14 protein-coding genes and 1 tRNA gene are annotated in these 15229 nt (G+C 63.6%); 8 read left to right on the forward strand and 7 right to left on the reverse strand.

Annotated features, from left to right (window positions below):
* The first annotated feature begins 25 nt into the window (after positions 1 to 25).
* Both CCOS864_RS24315 and CCOS864_RS24320 read left to right on the forward strand, forming a co-directional pair.
* Positions 26 to 2440 (forward strand): TonB-dependent siderophore receptor, encoded by a 2415-nt coding sequence (locus tag CCOS864_RS24315; RefSeq protein ID WP_115088766.1) that lies wholly within the window; start codon positions 26 to 28, stop codon positions 2438 to 2440.
* 93 nt (positions 2441 to 2533) lie between these two features.
* A tRNA-Met gene (locus tag CCOS864_RS24320) sits at positions 2534 to 2610 on the forward strand.
* A 66-nt stretch (positions 2611 to 2676) separates the two neighbouring features.
* On the opposite strand, the gene CCOS864_RS24325 is transcribed toward CCOS864_RS24320, so the two are convergent.
* Positions 2677 to 3291 carry a LysE family translocator gene (locus tag CCOS864_RS24325; protein ID WP_115088767.1) on the reverse strand — a complete coding sequence of 205 codons (615 nt, stop codon included), beginning with the start codon at positions 3289 to 3291 and terminating at the stop codon, positions 2677 to 2679.
* Between the two features lie 123 nt (positions 3292 to 3414).
* On the opposite strand from CCOS864_RS24325, the gene CCOS864_RS24330 reads away from it, so the two are divergent.
* A complete protein-coding gene (locus CCOS864_RS24330) occupies positions 3415 to 4293 on the forward strand; it encodes a LysR substrate-binding domain-containing protein (protein ID WP_115088768.1) in 879 nt (292 codons plus the stop codon).
* On the opposite strand, the gene CCOS864_RS24335 is transcribed toward CCOS864_RS24330, so the two are convergent.
* Positions 4281 to 4898 carry a D-Ala-D-Ala carboxypeptidase family metallohydrolase gene (locus CCOS864_RS24335; protein WP_244211946.1) on the reverse strand — a complete coding sequence of 206 codons (618 nt, stop codon included), beginning with the start codon at positions 4896 to 4898 and terminating at the stop codon, positions 4281 to 4283. The two genes, CCOS864_RS24330 and CCOS864_RS24335, sit on opposite strands and share 13 nt — an antisense overlap.
* 88 nt (positions 4899 to 4986) lie before the next feature.
* Here CCOS864_RS24335 and CCOS864_RS24340 point away from each other — a divergent pair, with 88 nt between their 5' ends.
* On the forward strand, positions 4987 to 6126 hold the full coding sequence (locus CCOS864_RS24340; RefSeq protein WP_115088769.1) for a hypothetical protein: 1140 nt from the start codon (positions 4987 to 4989) through the stop codon (positions 6124 to 6126).
* A gap of 66 nt (positions 6127 to 6192) precedes the next feature.
* On the opposite strand, the gene can is transcribed toward CCOS864_RS24340, so the two are convergent.
* On the reverse strand, positions 6193 to 6831 hold the full coding sequence (gene can, locus CCOS864_RS24345) for a carbonate dehydratase (RefSeq protein WP_038997206.1): 639 nt from the start codon (positions 6829 to 6831) through the stop codon (positions 6193 to 6195).
* A 120-nt stretch (positions 6832 to 6951) separates the two neighbouring features.
* Between can and CCOS864_RS24350 the strand changes: the two genes are divergently transcribed.
* Positions 6952 to 7275, forward strand: coding sequence for a serine kinase/phosphatase (locus CCOS864_RS24350; protein ID WP_115088770.1), 324 nt, complete (start codon positions 6952 to 6954; stop codon positions 7273 to 7275).
* A gap of 4 nt (positions 7276 to 7279) precedes the next feature.
* Here the strand turns inward: CCOS864_RS24350 and rimI are convergent, their stop codons facing one another.
* The gene (rimI, locus tag CCOS864_RS24355; protein WP_115088771.1) at positions 7280 to 7732 is read right to left on the reverse strand and encodes a ribosomal protein S18-alanine N-acetyltransferase; all 453 of its coding nucleotides are present in this window, start codon (positions 7730 to 7732) and stop codon (positions 7280 to 7282) included.
* Entirely contained in the window at positions 7725 to 8522 is a 798-nt protein-coding gene (locus tag CCOS864_RS24360) for an energy transducer TonB (RefSeq protein WP_115088772.1), read from the reverse strand. Before CCOS864_RS24360 ends, rimI begins: the two co-directional genes overlap by 8 nt.
* Before the next feature lie 179 nt (positions 8523 to 8701).
* Here CCOS864_RS24360 and mksB point away from each other — a divergent pair, with 179 nt between their 5' ends.
* The 3 genes from mksB to mksF are packed head-to-tail and all read left to right on the forward strand — an operon-like array spanning position 8702 to position 13498.
* Positions 8702 to 9979: an Mks condensin complex protein MksB gene (gene mksB, locus CCOS864_RS24365; RefSeq protein WP_036993806.1), complete on the forward strand. Its 1278-nt coding sequence runs from the start codon at positions 8702 to 8704 to the stop codon at positions 9977 to 9979.
* Complete coding sequence (mksE, locus tag CCOS864_RS24370; protein WP_010225708.1) at positions 9969 to 10670, forward strand: Mks condensin complex protein MksE; 702 nt, start codon at positions 9969 to 9971, stop codon at positions 10668 to 10670. The genes mksB and mksE overlap by 11 nt, the downstream gene beginning before the upstream one ends.
* On the forward strand, positions 10667 to 13498 hold the full coding sequence (gene mksF / locus CCOS864_RS24375) for an Mks condensin complex protein MksF (protein WP_115088773.1): 2832 nt from the start codon (positions 10667 to 10669) through the stop codon (positions 13496 to 13498). Before mksE ends, mksF begins: the two co-directional genes overlap by 4 nt.
* A gap of 109 nt (positions 13499 to 13607) precedes the next feature.
* Here mksF and CCOS864_RS24380 read toward each other — a convergent pair whose 3' ends face one another.
* Positions 13608 to 14063, reverse strand: coding sequence for a CreA family protein (locus tag CCOS864_RS24380; protein WP_177414911.1), 456 nt, complete (start codon positions 14061 to 14063; stop codon positions 13608 to 13610).
* 10 nt (positions 14064 to 14073) lie between these two features.
* Entirely contained in the window at positions 14074 to 15192 is a 1119-nt protein-coding gene (proB, locus tag CCOS864_RS24385) for a glutamate 5-kinase (RefSeq protein ID WP_115088775.1), read from the reverse strand.
* Positions 15193 to 15229: the final 37 nt, after the last annotated feature.

Below are 15229 nucleotides of genomic sequence, written 5' to 3' on the forward strand. Positions count from 1 at the left end.
GTTTGTATTCTCTGGGGGAGGACACATGCAGTACCCACGCGATTTCGTATTCAGCCGTCAACCGCTGGCCCGCGCCATCCTTGCGGCCAGCCTGTTTTGCGTCACCCTGAGCCTACCGGTACAGGCCGCCGAGCCTGCCCAGGCCCAGGCCCAGTCGCAGGATTTCAACATCCCGGCGCAACCCTTGGCCGATGCCCTGGACCAGTTCAGCGCCCAGAGCGGGCTGCAGGTGATCTACGACGCCAATCAGCTCAACGGACGCTCGTCGCCCGGGGTAAAGGGCCGCATGAGCCCGACCCAGGCGCTGCAGGCACTGACCGCTGGCAGCAGCGCGCGCTTGAGCCAACCCAACGCCAGCAGCTTCGTCATCGACCTGCCGATGGAACTGGGCAGCGCTTTGCAACTGGATGCCCTAAGCATTTCCGGCAAGGCACCGGGGTCGACCACTGAAGGCACCGGGCTCTATACCACTTACTCCTCCAGTAGCTCGACGCGGCTTAACCTCACCCCGCAGGAAACCCCGCAGTCACTGACCGTGATGACTCGCCAACGCTTGGATGATCAGCGTCTGACCAACCTCAGCGACGCGCTGGAAGCCACCCCCGGGGTGATCGTCGTGCGCGATGGCCTGGGTGCCGAGACCGACAGCTATTATTCGCGCGGCTTCGTCATCCAGAACTACGAGATCGACGGCGTCCCTACCGTCACGCGGATGGACAACTACACCCAGAGCATGGCGATGTATGACCGCATCGAGATCGTGCGCGGCGCCAGCGGCCTGATCAGCGGCATGGGTAACCCGTCGGCGACCATCAACCTGATCCGCAAGCGCCCGACCGCCGAGGGCCAGGCCAGCGTTACCGGCTCGGCGGGCACCTGGGACCGCTATGGCACCGGCTTTGACGTCTCCGGGCCGCTGACTGAAAGCGGCAACGTGCGTGGCCGCCTGGTCGCCGACTACAAGACCGAAGGCGCCTGGGTCGACCGCTACAAGATGGAAAGCCAGTTGCTGTATGGCATCAGCGAATTCGACCTGAGCGAAGACACCCTGCTGACCATGGGGTTCAGCTACCAGCGCACCGACGTCGACTCGCCGCTGCGTACCGGCTTGCCAACCCGCTTCAGCACCGGCGAACGCAGCAACCTCAAGCGTTCGATCAACATGGCCCCCGACTGGTCCTACAACGACCACGAACAGACCAGCTATTTCGCCTCGGTGGAGCAGCAATTGGGCAATGGCTGGAGCGGCAAGATCGAGTACAGCCATTCGGAAAACAAGTTTGACGAAGTGTTCGGCTTTCTCATGGGCAACCTGCAGCCCGACGGCAGCGGCCTGACCCAGTTGCCGACGCGCTTTTCCGGCACACCGCGCCAGGACAACCTGGACATGTACCTGACCGGCCCGTTCAGCCTGTTCGGTCGTGAGCATGAACTGATTGGCGGCGTGACCCTGTCCAAGTACAACGAAAACGTGCCGAGCTGGGGCGGCTGGCGCTACGACTACAACGCAACGCCGGGTGCGGCGGTGGATAACATCTTCGACTGGGACGGCAAGCAGCCCAAGCCGGACTGGACCATCAGCGGCAAATCCTCGATGGAGGAGACCCAGTACGCCGCCTACCTCTCCTCGCGCCTGCACCTGACCGACGATCTCAACCTGATTCTCGGCAGCCGGGTGATCGACTGGAAACGCGATACCGAAGATCGTCCATACGGCGGCGAAAAAACCGAAGTCAGCCGCAAGGAAACCGGAGTATTCATCCCCTATGCCGGTGTGGTCTACGACCTTGATGAAACCTGGGCGCTGTACGCCAGCTATACCAAGATCTTCAACCCGCAGGCCTCCTGGGTCACTGACGAAAACAACAAGCCGCTCGACCCGATGCAAGGCATCGGCTACGAGGTCGGCGTCAAGGGCAGCCATTTCGACGGCAAGTTGAACTCGAGCCTGGCGCTGTTCAAGCTCGAACAGGACAACCTGGCGATCTGGCTGCATGACAACGTCTACGATGCCAAGCAGGACACCACCTCCAAGGGCCTGGAGATGGAGCTCAATGGCGAGCTGGCCGAGGGCTGGCAGGCGTCTGCCGGATACACCTACACCCTGACCACCGACAACCAGGATGAGCGCATTGCCACTGTGTATCCGCGCCACAGCCTCAAGACCTTCACCAGCTACCGCCTGCCCGGGATGCTCGACAAAGTCACCGTCGGCGGCGGCGTCAACTGGCAGAGCAAGGTCGGCCTCGACCTGCACAGCTTCGACCAGGGCAGCTACGCGCTGGTCAACCTGATGGCGCGCTACGACATCAGCGAAAACCTCAGCGCCACGGTCAACCTCAACAACGCCTTCGACCGCGAGTACTACTCGATGGCGTCGTCGTACGGCAACTACGGGGCGCCACGCAACCTGATGACCACGTTCAAATATGACTTCTGAGCCCGTTTACGGCTAAGCGGTTGATCGCGCGTTAATTTTTTTGAAAAAGAGTGTTGACACAAATCCGTTTCAGGCGAATAATGCGCGCCACTTGGCTACATAGCTCAGTTGGTTAGAGCATAGCATTCATAATGCTGGGGTCCGGGGTTCAAGTCCCTGTGTAGCCACCAAGTACTAAAAAGGGCTTACCGCAAGGTAAGCCCTTTTTTATTGCCTGCGATTTTTACCCCTCCCGCTTAGCGCACATTGGCGAACACCACCGCCAGCCCCAGGCCAATCAAGGCCACGCCAATCACCCGGTCAACCAGACGCTGGCGTTCGAGCATGGCCCGACGCAATACCGCGCTGGAGAAAAACACCGCCACCAGGCTGAACCACAGCCAATGGGCGAACGACATGAACGCACCGTAGCCGAAGTTGATCGCCAGCGAGCTGCCCGGCTGCACCACCTGGGTATAGGCGCTGACCACGAACAGCATGGTCTTGGGGTTCAGGGCGTTGGTCAGAAAGCCCGAGCGCAAGGCCGCCAGCACGCCAAGCTGACTGCTGCTGCCGCCCTCCAGGGAAATCCGCGTGGTGTTGGTCAGCGACTTGTAGCCAAGATAAATCAGGTACCCCGCTCCCAGCACCTTCATGGCCAGGAACAGCGCCGGACTCTGGCTGATGATCACCGCGATGCCCAGCACGGTGTACAGCACATGCACCTGTACGCCAAGGGCGATGCCCAGGGCCGCAGCCAGGCCCGCACGGCGGCCAAAGGCGTAGCTGCTGCGGGTCACCATGGCAAAGTCGGCGCCCGGGCTGATCACCGCCAGCACGGTGAACAGGGCAACGGCTATGAGTTCATTCACGTAAAGCTCCTCGATCTGCTAGGCCAATGCACAGATACGTCTGCGCGCTGCCATTATCGAAAGCTTCGGGTAGGACCAAAAGCGATTTATAGTGAGGCAAATCCGCTAGTTTTTCTCACAGATATGAAACTGCCTGCACTGTCCGCCTTTCGCTATTTCGACGTTGCCGCGCAAACCCAGAGTTTCGTGCGCGCCGCCGAGCTGCTCAATGTCACCCACGGCGCCGTGAGCCGGCAGGTGCGCCTGCTGGAGGAGTCGCTGGGGGTGCCGCTGTTCGAGCGGCGCAATCGGGCGATCTTCCTCACCGCCGCCGGCCGCGCCCTGCACGGCACCACCCTGTCGGTGTTCGAGCAACTTGAAGGCGCGGTGTACCGCCTGCAGCAACAGGCGCGAGAGAACGTACTGGTGCTGTCGTGCGAACCGACCATCGCCATGCGCTGGCTGATCCCACGGCTGCCGGCCTTTCATGCCGCCCACCCGGATATTCACCTGCACCTGGTGGCGGCCGGCGGGCCGATCGACTTCGCCCGCAGCGGTGTCGACCTGGCCCTGCGCCGCGATGACTTTCACTGGGACGCCAACCTGCATGCGCTGAAGATCTGCGACGAATGGGTCGGCCCGGTGTGCAGTGGCGGCCATGCGCTACCCGAACAGGGCCTGGCCGGCCAACGCCTGCTGCACAGCGCTTCGCGTCCCAATGCGTGGAACACCTGGCTGCGCCAAAGCGGCGAATCGGCTCAGGGCAGCAGCCGCGCCGATTACGAACACTTTTACCTGTGTATCCAGGCTGCCGCTGCCGGGCTGGGTGTGGCCATAGCCTCGCGCCTGATGGTCCAGGATGAAATCGACAGCGGCCAACTGCGGGCGCCGCGCGGTTTCATCCAGGATCAATCGGCCTATTTCCTGCTCAGCCCCCAGGCGATTCTTGAAGACGACAAAAGCCGCTGCTTCGCCGAATGGGTGATCGAGCAATCGGCAGCCTGCCTGGCTCACCTGGCCTGAGCTTTGCCGGCCACCGCCGGGGCGCAGAAGGATGACCCGGTGCTGAAGTCGCCGCCCCAGGTGCGGTAACCCGCCGTGTCGATGTGAATGCGCCCCGACGGGTAACGCCCCAGGCCCATGTTCCAGTCCTTGCCATGGGCCTGCCAGAAGCTGCACAGCGGCGTCGGATCGGCCCAGTCCGGCAGCAGCAGGTCGACCGCGAACGCACGGGTATGGGCGCTCCCCATGGCGCCCCCCGCACAGCGGTTGAGCACCGGGTTGCGGTAAGCCGAAACCACCTCATAGCGCTTGAGCACGCCCTGGTCACCCAGGGTCTTGAGCAGTAGCAAGGTCGAACGCACCGCCGGCCACTGCGAGGCTGGCGCCACTGCAAACGGCTCGGCCCTGCACAAGCGCCAGTCACTGGCCGAACGCAGCAGCTGATGGATTGGCACTACGCCATACACGCGTGCATCCACCAGCATCTGGCGAAAAGGCCGAGTCTGATGATCACCGGCCCACTGGGCAAACAGGTACAGGTCACGCTCTTCGGCCTGCGCCTGCACAACGCCGAGCACTGTCAGCAAAAATCCTGCACCGATACCAGCCTTGCACCACGGTTTCATCAGCCTGCTCCCCTTCCCAATCCCCAGGAAATTCCTCCAGTATGGCAAGCCTCCCGACTGCGGGGAGAAACTGACAAGGAGTTTAAGCATGCACAAGACTGCTCCATTGACCTTCGCCCTGGCCACACTGGCCTTCAGCAGCGCCATCCAGGCCGACGCCCGGATCGACCTGGGCAACCAGGAACGCGTGAACCGGCTGTTTGCCTACCCCAACAACTGCAACGTCATCTGCTTTCGCGACTGGACGCTTGAGCAGACCGTGGAACACTACCTGACCCAGAGCGTGCAACGCGACGGATACGCAGGCGCGACCGTGAAGGTCAGTCGTGACAACGACAAACTGCATGCTGACATCCAGGGGGTACCGAGCGACTACAGCAAGCCCCTGCAAGCGCTGCTCGACACTGGCGAGCTGGCCTATCAAGGCGCCAGCCAGCTCAACCGCGAAGGCAAATGGGCTTATAGCTGGAACCTCTTCCTGCCCCTGGGCATGGCCCTGGAAAAGCGCCGCAGCATTGAGCTTTTGCACTTCCCGCCGGATTACTCGCTGACCCAGGCCCAGGACTACCTGCGCTCCAACACCACCGACCGCTGGGCCACGCTGCTGACCTTCAATGGCATCCCCGCCGAACAGACCCCGGCCTACCAGACCATCGTCGACATCGCCCCGATCGCGGCCCCGGCCAGCGCCGGCAAAGATCTGGAAGGGGTGTATGACTACTTCAAGGACTATCAGGTGCAGATGGTCAGGGAGGTGACGCGAACCGGCAATGGCGCATCCTTGCCGATGGTTGCCTTCGGCTCGCCGGTGCGCAGCTGGATCGAACAGCAGTATGGGCCCAAGCTCTATGTACTGGGCCTGGCGACCATCAGCCCGACGCCCGGGCAGAAGGTCCCGGTGCTGGGTGCCAACCACCCGAGTGCGATCTGGTATGCGGCGGACAAAAACAACAATGGCGGCGACCAGGACAAAGCCGACCAGGCCGGGCTGAAGATGATGGGCCAGGATCTGAGCGCCGCCTGCTGGCAGGCAGGCATGGGTCGTAACCCGGGGGCGGATGCCAAGGCTACGCTTGGCGCCTGTACGCAGAAGTGGCAGGTGACGGCGAAGAAGCAGACCTGCGAGCTGTATTTTCGCACGATTCGCAACATGACCCCGGAGCAGGCCAGTGCCAAGTGCAATACCGGGGCGGTGACGCGGACGTTGCGGGACTTGCAGAAGACTTGAGGTGAAGCCTGTCGCGGGGCAAGTCCGCTCCCACTTCTGTAGGAGCGGGCTTGCCCCACGATGGCCTCAGTCCTGCGGACGCAACCGGTACTGCGGCGGCAACTGGTCGATGCCGCTGATGGTCGCATTCAAGCTCTTCCAGCGCCCATCCTTGATGCCATAGATGCAGCCATGCACCGACAGGCTCTGCCCACGGTGCCAGGCATTCTGGACGATGGTGGTATGGCCGACATTGGCCACCTGCTGGATCACGTTCAGCTCGCACAGGCGATCCACCCGCTCTTCCTCGGTCGGCAGCTTGGCCAGTTCCACGCGGTTTTCGTAGTACAGGTCGCGAATCGAACGCAGCCAGCCATCGATCAGGCCCAACTGACGATCCTGCATCGATGCCCGCACCCCGCCGCAGCCGTAATGGCCGGTGACCAGGATGTGCTTGACCTTGAGCACGTCCACCGCGTACTGGATCACCGACAGGCAGTTCAGGTCAGTGTGCAGCACCACGTTGGCAACGTTGCGATGAACGAACAGGTCGCCCGGCAGCATGCCGACGATCTCGTTGGCCGGTACCCGGGCGTCCGAACACCCGATCCAGAGGAACTCCGGTGTCTGCTGACGCGCCAGCTTGGCGAAGAAATCCGGATCTTCCTGCTTGATCGCATCGGCCCAGCGCGCGTTGTTATCAATCAGTTCTTGTAGATCGTGCATGTGCAAGCCTCATGGTTGATGCGCATCCTGTGACAGGCGCCGGCCTGTTCAGGTCACGCCTTTGAATCTTCCGCCAAATGGCAGGTCAACCGTTTAGGCCCTTCTGCAGGAGGATCGACCATGAGCCAGAAACACCGCCCGCTTCACGCCCCGCAGCCCGCCCCGAGCGATGAAGACGAAGACCCCATGAGCTCGGTTGAAGAATTGCACTTTGACGAGGATACCCCCAACGTCGATGTCGGTTTCGACCCAACCGACGACGACCTCGAGCCGGAAACCCTGATCCCCGAAGACGGCGCCCGCTCAGCCAACGAGCCGGGAGCAAATCACCCTGCGGACTGGGACTTGAGCGTAGTCGACCAAAGTGACATCGGCGGCGGCAACGGCCTGGATGAAGCAGAGCTGGCCCGGCGCGACCCGCTGGACGGCAAGCCGGAGCGTTGAACCCTTACTCGAACAGGGTACAGGCCATGACCAGGGCATCTTCGCGACCGCCAGCAACCGGGTAGTAATCACGCCGGCGGCCGATTTCATTGAAGCCGTAGCGCTCGTACAGGCGATAGGCCGACTGGTTGCTGGCACGCACTTCGAGGAAGCACTCACGACCGTTGATCTCGTAGGCGCGCCTCATCAGCTCCTCCAGCAGGCGCAGACCCAGGCCGCGCCCCTGGCTTTCAGGCTTGACGGTAATGTTGAGCAGGTGCGCCTCGTCGATGATCACGTTGATCACGCCGTGGCCGACCTGCTGCTCGCCTTCGAACATCAGCCAGATTTCATAGGACTTGAGCCCGTCGAGGAAAATCCCGCGGGTCCAGGGGTGACTGAAGGCGGCGTATTCGATCTTCAGTACGGCATCCAGATCCGCCTCGGTCATCCGGCGGAAGCTGATCGTGTCACTCATTGCTTGGTTTCCAGCGCGCCATCAGCCGGCGCATGGCTTGCCAGACGTCCGCCTTGCGTTGCGGCTCGTCCATCAACAGTTCGAGCCCCGGCAAGGCCCAGGCAGCGCCCAGCCCTTCAACCGGCAACTCGCGATAATAAGCTTCGGCATTGGCCTCGCCGGCAAAGCGCACGGCAGGCAGGCCGATCAGCCACAGGCAGACGCACGGCGCTTCTTCAAGCCGGGCCTGGATAAAGCCCTGGACGAAATCGGTCGCCGCCTGCGGCCCCTGATCGAGGTTGCCGCGCACCAGCAACGGCCAGCGCACCGGCTCACCGATGATCTGCGGGCTGTCCGGCAGCCCGGCGGCGCGCAGCATGTCCTTGAGCAACAGATAGGAAGGGTCGCGGCTCTGGAACGGCTCGCCGGTGGCCAGTTCCACCAGCAGCAGGCAATTGCCGGCGCGCAGCAACTGCAGGGCAAAGCGCGGGGGCGGCACCGGTGCGGGCCTGGCAGCGACCGGCGCCTTTTCGGCCTCTTCCACCGGTTTGGCCGCGACTTTCGGGGTGCTGCCAGGGCGCGGAATCTCGATCTTCGGGCGCTCGCCGGAGCGCACCACCGGCGCACTCGGTGCCACGACGGCGGCCGCTGGTGCCTGCTCAAGCGGCTCTAACGCCTGTTCCTCGAGCGGCGCCACCGGCAGCAACAGCTCCGGGCGCGATGGTGCCGCGAACGGCAGTTCGGCACGCGGCAGCCAATGCACCACTTGCATGGCGTTGAGATAAGCGCGGCGGCGGGACTCGATTAACAAGAAGGATCGGCCATCTGTGGATAAGTCAGGGGCGATATTCTAACGTTGTTCGCCGTTCGGCGCCGCTGTTGATCGGCAGAAAACCGCCCGACAGCAGGATCAAGCGATCAGGGGGTGAATCGACAGGCGTCTGATGCAGTACAATCGGCGCTTTTATTTGGCAACGAGTCGACCCGCCAATGATCGAACCCAAGCGCGTCCTGCGCGCCCTAGCCGAACACTGGGCCCTGCTCGAGCCGTTGTGCGAGCGCTTCGACGGGGGCACCCTGAGCCTGGCCGAACTGCGCCAGCAACTGGCCACCCAGCAGCTGGAGAGCACGCCCCAGGACATCACCAGCCTGCTCGACGTGTGGATCCGCCTGGATATCCTGGTGCCGGTGGCCAAAAGCCCGAACCGTTTCGAGCTCAACGCCCAGATCCATGACTTTCTGGCGTACCTGCGCCGCGAGCACCGCCTGGGCCTGTGCCTGGAGATCGAAGCCTACCTGCGCCACCTCGAGCGCCTGGCCGGGCATATCCAGGATGCCTTCGAGATTCGCGACGGCAACGACCTGGCGCGCCAGCTGCGCCTGCTCGACATGCGCGTGCGCGACGTCCTGAAGAAGCTCGACAACGACGAACAGGCGCTGGTCGCCGTGGCCGAACGAGCCAAGACCAGCGACCGGCAGATCCCCCTGCGCCAGCGTTACGCCGAAGTCCTGGCAACCTGGGACGAATACGTCGAGCCGATGATCCAGCTGGTCAACGCCGACGGCGCCTTCGAGCAAGGCGTGCGCAAGGTCGAGACCGTGCTGCTGCGCTTGCTCGGCGAGCAGGCCCGCCTCGGCCATCTGGTCGACGACGACATGCTCCTGCGTACCCACGCGCGCATCCTCGAAATGCAGACCAGCGCCCAGCTGACCCTGCGCCATGCCCGTGAACTGCTGCTGCCGCTGCGTGAAGAAGCCCGCCGCCACAACGCCGTGACCCGTGGCGCCGCCCTGGCCCTGTCGGTGATCCGCCGCAAGGGCCTGGACGCCGTGCCGCAAGCCGCCATGCCGCTGTTCACCCGCCCGCAGAGCACCTTCCTCGGCAGCGCCAGCCAGGTCGAAGCCTACGTCTATGCCCTGGCCCGTTTCGAGCCAAAGCCTGCGCAGTTCCCCAAGGCCCACAAGAGCCACAAGGGCGACGCCCCGCGCGCACCGCGCACGGTCAAGGAAATGCTCGAACGCTGCGAAGACGCCCTGCCGCTGCCGGACCTGATGGTCTGGCTGCTCGACCAGGAGCCCGAAGGCGCCACCGACGAGCTGCTGTACTGGTTCTCGCGCCTGTCGCGGGAAAAACGCTTTGCCCGCGAGCGCCTCGAGCGCCGTGAATACACCACCCGCGAACACCTGGTCAGCCTGCGTTCCTTCGCTCTGACATCGAGCCGCGAACCATCGCCTGAGCCAACTGCGAGCCCCGCCCATGCATCTTGATCTTTCCGAACTGTCCCAGCTCGCACCGATCTTCCGCGAGCTGTTCAAGGGCTTCCACATCAGCCGCCGCGACCCGGAGCTGTACGCCCAACTGTCGAACTTCCAGGACCAGTACCGTGGCCTGTTCAAGGCCCTGGGCTTTGAACTGGTGTGCGACACCCGCGGTTTCTACTACTTCGTCCCGGACCTGGCCGCCGCCCAGGTCAACAAGACCGCCCAGCGCCTGTCGCTGTTCACCTTCATCCTGGTCGAACACCTGGCCGACCAGGGCCGCGACCCGATGTCGGTCCTCGACGGCGGCAGCCTGGGCCGCGACGAGCTGCCTTCGCTGCTGGAAAAGTACCGCGACCTGTTCATCCAGGCCGAAGTGCAGACCCCGGACGAGCTGGAAGAGAAGATCATGCGCCGCATGACCCAGCTCGGCTTTGCCCACGAAGAGAACGGCATCTACCGCTTCCTGCCGCCGATGCACCGCTTCCTCGACGTCTGCCTGTCGGTCCAGCAGGACCGCGACCTGGCCGCCAGCCTGCACAGCGCCCTGCCGCTGCCAACGCCGGTGCTGGTCGAGGAAGAGAGCCCGGAAGAGCTGAACCGTACCGACGACCCACTGGACCTCAGCCCGTTCGAAGAAAGCGAAGAAGACGCCTTGGCCCGAGCCATTGCGCAAGAGCAACAGGAGATTGACGCATGAGCCAGGAACGCTACGGCATTCGCCGCTTCGCACTGCTCAACACCGCCGGCTACAGCCTGGGCCTGTTCCCCCTGGAACACCCGCTGTCGGTCTACGGTGCCAACAACCTGGGCAAGAGTGCCTCGATCAACGCCCTGCAGTTCCCGATCCTGGCGCGCATGTCCGACATGAGCTTCGGCAAATACAGCCTGGAGCAGTCGCGGCGCTTCTACTTTGCCAGCGACACCAGCTACATCCTCTGCGAGGTCAACCTGCCTCATGGCCCGCACGTGATCGGCGTGGTCGGCCGCGGCCCGGGTGGCGGTTTCGGTCACCAGTTCTTCGCCTATGCCGGCGAGCTGGACCTGGCCCACTACCAGAAAAACGACACCTGCCTGCGCCAGAAAGAGCTGTTCAGCAACCTCGAGCGCAACGGCCTGAAAGCCTACGAGCTCAAGCCCGACGAGCTGCGCCGCCTGCTGGTGGGTGGCCATACCTCGATTCCGCTGGACCTGACCCTGATCCCGCTGCGCTCCACCAGCGAGCAGAGCCTGAAGACCTTCCGCGCCCTGTTCATCAACCTGCTGCACATGCGCGAGATCACCGCGGCCAAGCTCAAGCAGCTGTTCCTCGATGCTTTCGAGCACAGCCTGCGTTCCGGTAGCGTCGACTACATCGCCGCCTGCGAAGAAGCCTTCCGCGACGTACGGCGCATGGAGCAGGATTACAACTCGCTGGTCGCCGCCGGCCCGCTGGTCGAGGCCCTGGCCAACGGCGTGGCCCAGCGCGAGATCCTGCGCGGCAAACTGCATCGCCTGTCGCCACTGCTCGACTCGCTGCTCGGCACCTGGCAGGACTACGCCAGCGCGCGCAAAGAGGAGCTGGTGATCCAGGCCGAACACTACAAGAACGAACAGGACAGCCTGCAGAACGACCAGCGTGGCGGCACCCAGGAGCTGATGCGCCTGGAGCGCGAGATCACTGGCGTGCAGCGCTGGCTTGGCGAGCTGTCGGTGCTCAAGCACCGCTTCGCCCTGGTCGATGACGTCAAGGTCCTGGAACAGCAACTGCTGGCCGCCAAGGACGCCCACGACGAACTGGCCGGCGCCCTGGCGCAGTCGCGCCAGTTCAGTGCCGAAGACCTCGAAGAGCGTCTGCGCGAGCTGGAAAAACGCCTCAAGTCGGTCAAGCAGCAGCTCGATCATGCCGACAACAACAGCTATGCACGCCTGCGTGAAGAGTTCTCGCAGCAGGACGTCGAGCGCCTGATGCGCCTGTTCAACGGTGCGCTGTTCAGCCTGCCGCTGGGCGAGCGCGGCATCGAGCTGGACGACAGCGATGTCTGGGTCAAATCCCTGGAAGCGGTGCTCGACGGCTTCAAGGGCGAGCGTTTCGAAGCCCCGGGCCTGTCCATTGACCTCTCCCACATCGAACCACCAGCGCTGCAGGCCCTGGCCGACCGCGCCGCCCTGCGCGACCAGAAGGAACGCCTGGAGAAAGAGCTCAAGCAGCTCAAGACCCAACAGGCCGTAGCCGCTGACCGCGCCGCGAGCAAGACCCAGACCGAAGCCCTGTACCAGCAGGTACTGGATGCGCAAAAGGCTCTGGAAGACTTCCGCCGCACCCAGACCTTGTCCGCCGAAGAAGGTGACAAACTGGAACAGCTGGCGCAGATGGAAGCCGCCCAGGACGAACTCAAACGCTCCAGCGACGCCTTCACCGAACGCGTCCAGCAACTGTCGGCCAAGCTGCAACTGGTCGGCCGCCAGATCGCCGACATGGAAGCCAAGCAGCGCACCCTCGACGACGCCCTGCGCCGCCGCCAGCTGCTGCCTGCCGACCTGCCGTTCGGTACGCCGTTCATGGAGCCGGTCGACGACAGCATGGACAACCTGCTGCCGCTGCTCAACGACTACCAGGACAGCTGGCAGGGCCTGCTGCGGGTCGATGGCCAGATCGAAGCGCTGTATGCCCAGGTACGCCTCAAAGGCGTGGCCAAGTTCGACAGCGAAGACGACATGGAGCGCCGTCTGCAGTTGCTGATCAACGCCTACTCGCACCGCACCGAAGAAGCCCTGACCCTGGGCAAGGCGCGCCGCGCCGCGGTTACCGACATCGCCCGGACCCTGCGCAACATCCGCAGCGACTACGACAGCCTCGAGCACCAGCTGGCGCTGTTCAACCGCGAGATCAACAAGCGCCAGGTTTCCAACCTGCAGAGCTTTCGCATCGTCCTGGCGCCGAACAAGGAAGCGCTCAAGCACATCGACCAGATCATCCACAGCGCCGGCCAGTACGAGGAAGGCGAGACCCTGTCGGTGTTCGACCTGAGCCAGAGCGCCGAGCAGGACAACAAGAACGAAGAGGCCAAGGAGTACCTGGCGCGGCTGGTGGCAGCCAACCACAACCAGCTGGGCCTGAAGGATCTGTTCGAACTGGCCTTCGAGATCACCAAGGTCGGTGGCCAGCCGGTGATCCACACCGACATCGACGGTGCGGCGTCCAACGGCACCACCATGACCATCAAGGCGCTGACCAACATGTATTTGTTGCTGCACCTGATGGACCGCGACCTGGCCGGCCGCGTACGCCTGCCGTACTACCTGGACGAGGCGGCCGACATCGACGAACGCAACCAGGCAGCGCTGCTGGAAACCAGCTTGCAGCTGGGCTTCGTACCGATTCTGGCGAGCGTGAAGCCGCAGGTTTCGGCGCATGTCGCCATCGACCTGGAAGGCGGCAGTGGGCCGAACGGGATCTACATTGACGAGGCCGACTGGAAGTACATCAGCCGCCGTGATGTGGAGAAGGCGGTGGTGCGGGAAGAAGAGGAAGAAGCTTCGGTCTGAGGCCTCTTTTGGGGGCCTTTCAGGCCCCATCGCCGGCAAGGCCGGCTCCCACAGGGATCACGGTGGTCCTTGTGGGAGCTGGCTTGCCAGCAATGCATTCAACTCGGTTTTACTGAGCCCACGGCAAGATCGGAATCGCCGTTACCGCGTTCTGCGGACTGCCTTCGATCACACGATCCGAGTACACCAGATAGACCAGGGTATTGCGCTTCTTGTCGAGAAAGCGCACCACCTGCATGGTCTTGAACACCAGCGAGGTGCGCTCCTTGAACACCTCGTCGCCGTCCTTGAGCTGTTCCTTGAAGCGAATCGGCCCGACCTGACGGCAGGCGATCGACGCTTCGGCACGGTCTTCAGCCAGGCCCAGGCCGCCTTTCAAACCGCCGGTCTTGGCCCGCGACAGGTAGCAGGTCACGCCTTCCACCTTCGGATCATCAAACGCTTCGACGACGATGCGGTCATTCGGCCCGACGATCTTGAACACCGTCGATACCTGGCCAATCTCCTCGGCCGACGCCAGTACCGGCAATGCCAGCAGCGCCGCTGCAACTATCCCTTTGAACACACGTATTTCCTCAGACCAGAATCAGGTTGTCGCGGTGCACCAGCTCCGGCTCGGCGATATAGCCCAGCAGGGTCTCGATCGCGTCCGATGGCTGGCCAATGATTTTCTGTGCTTCCAGGGCGCTGTAGTTGGCCAGGCCCCGGGCGACTTCAAGGCCATCCGGGCCGACGCAGACCACCATCTCGCCACGGCGAAAGCTGCCCTGCACGGTCTTGACGCCCACCGGCAACAGGCTCTTGTTGTCCTTGCGCAACGCCTTCACCGCACCCTCGTCGAGCACCAGGGTGCCACGGGTCTGCAGGTGCCCGGCCAGCCACTGCTTGCGCGCGGCGAGCATGCCGCGCTCGGGCGACAGCAGGGTGCCCAGGCGCTCCCCAGCCTTGAGCCGGTCAAGCACGCGCTCCAGGCGACCACCAACGATGATCGTGTGAGCACCGGAACGCGCCGCCAGGCGCGCTGCACGCAGCTTGGTCTGCATGCCGCCACGGCCCAGGGCGCCGCCGGTACCACCGGCAACTGCGTCGAGGCCCGGATCGTCGGCGCGGGCTTCGTAGATGAGCTGCGCGTCGGGGTTGTTGCGCGGGTCGGCATCGAACATGCCGTCGCGGTCGGTAAGGATCACCAGCAGGTCGGCTTCCACCAGGTTGGCCACCAGCGCCGCCAGGGTGTCGTTGTCGCCGAAGCGGATCTCGTCGGTGACCACCGTGTCGTTCTCGTTGATCACCGGCACCACACCCAGCTCCACCAGGGTGCGCAGGGTACTGCGGGCGTTGAGGTAGCGCTTGCGGTCAGACAGGTCGTCGTGGGTCAGAAGGATTTGCGCGGTATGCCGGCCATGCTCGGCAAAGCTCGACTCCCAGGCCTGCACCAGGCCCATCTGGCCGATCGAAGCCGCCGCCTGCAGCTCATTCATCGCACTCGGTCGCTTGGCCCAGCCCAAACGGCTCATCCCGGCGGCAACCGCCCCGGACGACACCAGCACCAGTTCGACACCTGCCTCATGCAACGCCACCATCTGCTCGACCCAGACACCCATGGCCGCGCGATCCAGGCCCTTGCCATCTGCTGTCAGCAGGGCACTGCCGATTTTCACGACCCAGCGCTGCGCACCCGTCACCTTGCTCCGCATCTTCTTCCAACCTATTCAGATCTTTAGATACCAAAAC

The organism is Pseudomonas wadenswilerensis, assembly GCF_900497695.1.
Taxonomy (GTDB): domain Bacteria; phylum Pseudomonadota; class Gammaproteobacteria; order Pseudomonadales; family Pseudomonadaceae; genus Aquipseudomonas; species Aquipseudomonas wadenswilerensis.

Bases quoted from the DNA above. Each gene is read 5' to 3' on its own strand.
- CCOS864_RS24315 (WP_115088766.1), top strand. From the start codon at position 26: ATGCAGTACCCACGCGATTTCGTATTCAGCCGTCAACCGCTGGCCCGC.
- can (WP_038997206.1), bottom strand. From the start codon at position 6,831: ATGCACGATCTACAAGAACTGATTGATAACAACGCGCGCTGGGCCGAT.
- CCOS864_RS24350 (WP_115088770.1), top strand. From the start codon at position 6,952: ATGAGCCAGAAACACCGCCCGCTTCACGCCCCGCAGCCCGCCCCGAGC.
- mksE (WP_010225708.1), top strand. From the start codon at position 9,969: ATGCATCTTGATCTTTCCGAACTGTCCCAGCTCGCACCGATCTTCCGC.
- CCOS864_RS24330 (WP_115088768.1), top strand. From the start codon at position 3,415: ATGAAACTGCCTGCACTGTCCGCCTTTCGCTATTTCGACGTTGCCGCG.
- proB (WP_115088775.1), bottom strand. From the start codon at position 15,192: ATGCGGAGCAAGGTGACGGGTGCGCAGCGCTGGGTCGTGAAAATCGGC.
- mksB (WP_036993806.1), top strand. From the start codon at position 8,702: ATGATCGAACCCAAGCGCGTCCTGCGCGCCCTAGCCGAACACTGGGCC.
- CCOS864_RS24335 (WP_244211946.1), bottom strand. From the start codon at position 4,898: ATGAAACCGTGGTGCAAGGCTGGTATCGGTGCAGGATTTTTGCTGACA.
- CCOS864_RS24340 (WP_115088769.1), top strand. From the start codon at position 4,987: ATGCACAAGACTGCTCCATTGACCTTCGCCCTGGCCACACTGGCCTTC.
- rimI (WP_115088771.1), bottom strand. From the start codon at position 7,732: ATGAGTGACACGATCAGCTTCCGCCGGATGACCGAGGCGGATCTGGAT.
- mksF (WP_115088773.1), top strand. From the start codon at position 10,667: ATGAGCCAGGAACGCTACGGCATTCGCCGCTTCGCACTGCTCAACACC.